The sequence below is a fragment of the Candidatus Nitrosotalea sp. FS genome (assembly GCF_011319475.1).
Taxonomy (GTDB): domain Archaea; phylum Thermoproteota; class Nitrososphaeria; order Nitrososphaerales; family Nitrosopumilaceae; genus Nitrosotalea.
Map to the genome: position 1 here is coordinate 1 of NZ_RCMC01000243.1, position 2,951 is coordinate 2,951.

A 2,951-nucleotide genomic window follows, 5' to 3' on the forward strand; every position below is an offset into this window, starting at 1 on the left:
TCATGTCCCGGACGAACCAAGTTCTGGATTCTAGCTATGAATCTATACCTCAAAGAATAGAATGGAAGACGGTTCTACGCATACTTGGTTTTTTACGTCATAATAGTAAATCAAAGAAAACGCACATCTCCATGACGTGTAATCTTGGCTACAAAAGATGTGTTCAGTATCTCAATTGGCTTGAAATCATGAATCTTATCAAAAAAGATATGGGCAAGGATGGATCACATTTGATAAGTGTGAACGAGTTCGGGATTGAACTAGTTCAAAAGTTTTCAAAATAATAATTTTAGATTTTCAGAAAATTGTATTAGAACAATCGTACTAGTTGTTGTAGTACTACTGTGCTCATAAGCGTGGCTTAATATCTTTGGTGTGCTGTACTGGACATGCTTTACCATAACCGNNTTACCATAACCGCGATATGTCATGTGTTTCACATGATATGGTCAATCGATCGTGTGGTATGAAGATGGACCACTTCATACACACAAAAAGCAAAAGGAGAATGTAAAATGATAAACAAACCAACAAACACAACTAAATTGATCTTCAGTACCATAATAGCCGCAGTGATCATATCAAGTATGCCTGTCTCAGCACATGCATCAGTTTACTCGGCACAACAAGGAGTAACAATGGCGAGTGGCTATAATTTAGCCGGCGTTTCAGGATCACTAACTGTCAAGGATTCACCCTTCATAAGTGCGAGTGGCGTAATTACAGGACACAGAGACTACATGGTTTACATGAATCTTCCAAGCGGTGATAGTCTTGGTGCAGGTTATTTTGCCTACAAAGATACATCTGGAGTAGTACACATCTATGATATGACATATGATTATTTTGGTAGCTCCAACGTAGGACATAATTTGTATCGAACTATGACTGTGGGACAATCATTTACTGCAACTGTACAACAAGACTCTTCAACTTCGAACTCTTGGACAGCATCAACCTACTTTGGTGATTTCAATGATGTAGCATACGGATCTATTGACACCAGAGGAGCCATTGCAGGAAGTACTGCAAGAAATCTTGCATATACATATGCAAGCGGTGTTGATGACATGCCAGGATATTTTGATGTACTTAAAACTGCAGAATGGGTAAGTGGTTCACTGTCATTTGATAAATACTTTAGTCAAAATGCACAGTACAAATGCAATGCACTAAATGGATATGCACTGGCTTACCTTGCATCGTATAGCGGTACCCCAAAAATAGATAATGTAGGCACAGGCCCACGCGACTATACTGTTAGTGGTTGTTCAATAGCAAACTCCAATTCTGCATGGGATGCATTTGGTGAATGAGCATGAATAAAAAATTTATTCTCTTGGCACCGGTTATTGTATTAGCCTTAGCTAGCACAATATTTCTTACAACCACCATGGCAAGTAAAAACGACCAAGTCTCAGCAACAAGTAATGCATGTCTTCCAACGACTCTCGACTCTGTGACTTTCAAATACCCAATTAAACAACCTGTGATGGATCCGATATTGACAGGGTACAAACTGCAAGCTGTTGATCAAAATGCAGCTGATGTATTCCTGTGGTATTCAGACCATCCGTTGTGTCAAGTACATGGATTGCCTGATGAATTGTATCGAGGTTCTATATTGGTAATTGCCGCCTATAATCCAAATATGGGTGATAGCGCAACAGAAGCCCAAAAAGAACTTAACAATCTGAAAGGCAGTACTGCAAAGTTGCAGATGATTGATGTCAATGGCTACAAAGGAATTGGATGGGAACCGTTTCAGGGTGCAGATGTAGTAAAATTGAACGGAACCGTACTAGATAGTAAACCAATTCCTATGCCAGGAAGAGTAGAGTTCTTCAATGATCATGATAAAACATGGTATAGTGTTTCAGGTATGAGATCTATGAATGAACTCTTGCAAATTGCCCTGACTATCCCGAAGTAGAGAAAAAAATTCTCCTACTCTTTTTTTTATGTTCAACAATCTTGAGCTTTGCTTATGTCTCTAGAACAACAATGAATATATTTTATTTTGTAACCGTTTTGTAACTGCCGCTATTATTTAAGAACAATAGAGGATTGTTAAACAAGCCTTAAATTTTTTTGAGTGTACCGGAAACTGTGTCCGACCAAGCCGTGGACAAGAACGATGTATCAAGACGGGATTTTCTCAAACTGCTTGGAGCAGGAGGGGTGGCTCTAGCATTTACACCTTTCATACAATGGGGAAAATTCATGCCAAACCCTGATAATTCATCTCCGCAAAAAGCACAAGTCGCCTTATCTGATGGCACTTTTGCAAACGTCAATTCATTTCCGATAAATCATCAAGAACTGATCACATATCCATCAACCGGAGATTCAGTGCTTGACCAAGAGGCATTTCGAAAATGGAACCTGATTCGATTACCTGAAGATCTAGGTGGAGGTGTCAAAGATGTTACCGCCTTTCGTGTATACAGTGTAATCTGCTTGCATTTGTGGTGCATGTGGAAGTACAAACCTGTAGGTGAAATTGGTGGAAATAACAAAGGCCAGTGTCCATGTCATGGCAGCATGTATGATCCAGTTTCTGGAAAGGCGGTTGCGGGTCCTGCTTCGCTTCAAGCTCCACCCTCGAATACACTTCCAACATTATATCTTGAGGCTGACAGTCTAGGAAATCTGTGGATAAAGCCTGCTGTCTGGAACGTAAGTGAAAATGGCGTAGTGGGATATGGCAGATTCTTAAAATCATGATCTTTTGTATAAAATTTAGAAAATGAAAATTCTTTCTATGCTGGGAATCATCTTGATAATTGGTGGATTATTTTTGGCAATCTATGGTTATGAATTGTGTGCACATTTTGTCTGTACTGGCATGTACTGTCCAAGTTGTGATACAGTTGAGCCTATCAGCCGTCTTACTGTCTATACGGGTATCGCCGTAATGTTGGGAGGAGTAGGTTTTTTGGTTTACTCAC

Annotated in this window: 5 protein-coding genes; all 5 read left to right on the forward strand. The window is 39.6% G+C overall.

Annotated features, from left to right (window positions below; translation table 11 throughout):
- On the forward strand, positions 1 to 284 hold a 284-nt coding region (locus DYY66_RS09665), incomplete at its 5' end, for a winged helix-turn-helix domain-containing protein (RefSeq protein WP_166288704.1).
- 231 nt (positions 285 to 515) lie between these two features.
- On the forward strand, positions 516 to 1,316 hold the full coding sequence (locus DYY66_RS09670) for a hypothetical protein (protein ID WP_166288707.1): 801 nt from the start codon (positions 516 to 518) through the stop codon (positions 1,314 to 1,316).
- Positions 1,317 to 1,318: 2 nt separating this feature from the next.
- On the forward strand, positions 1,319 to 1,933 hold the full coding sequence (locus DYY66_RS09675) for a hypothetical protein (RefSeq protein WP_166288710.1): 615 nt from the start codon (positions 1,319 to 1,321) through the stop codon (positions 1,931 to 1,933).
- 176 nt (positions 1,934 to 2,109) lie between these two features.
- Positions 2,110 to 2,727 (forward strand): twin-arginine translocation signal domain-containing protein, encoded by a 618-nt coding sequence (locus tag DYY66_RS09680; protein WP_166288713.1) that lies wholly within the window; start codon positions 2,110 to 2,112, stop codon positions 2,725 to 2,727.
- 22 nt (positions 2,728 to 2,749) lie between these two features.
- A partial coding sequence (locus tag DYY66_RS13240) for a hypothetical protein (protein ID WP_218583707.1) occupies positions 2,750 to 2,951 on the forward strand: 202 nt, incomplete at its 3' end.

Excerpts from the sequence above, each read along its gene's own strand:
- DYY66_RS09670 (WP_166288707.1), top strand. The coding sequence starts at position 516 with ATGATAAACAAACCAACAAACACAACTAAATTGATCTTCAGTACCATA.
- DYY66_RS09675 (WP_166288710.1), top strand. The coding sequence starts at position 1,319 with ATGAATAAAAAATTTATTCTCTTGGCACCGGTTATTGTATTAGCCTTA.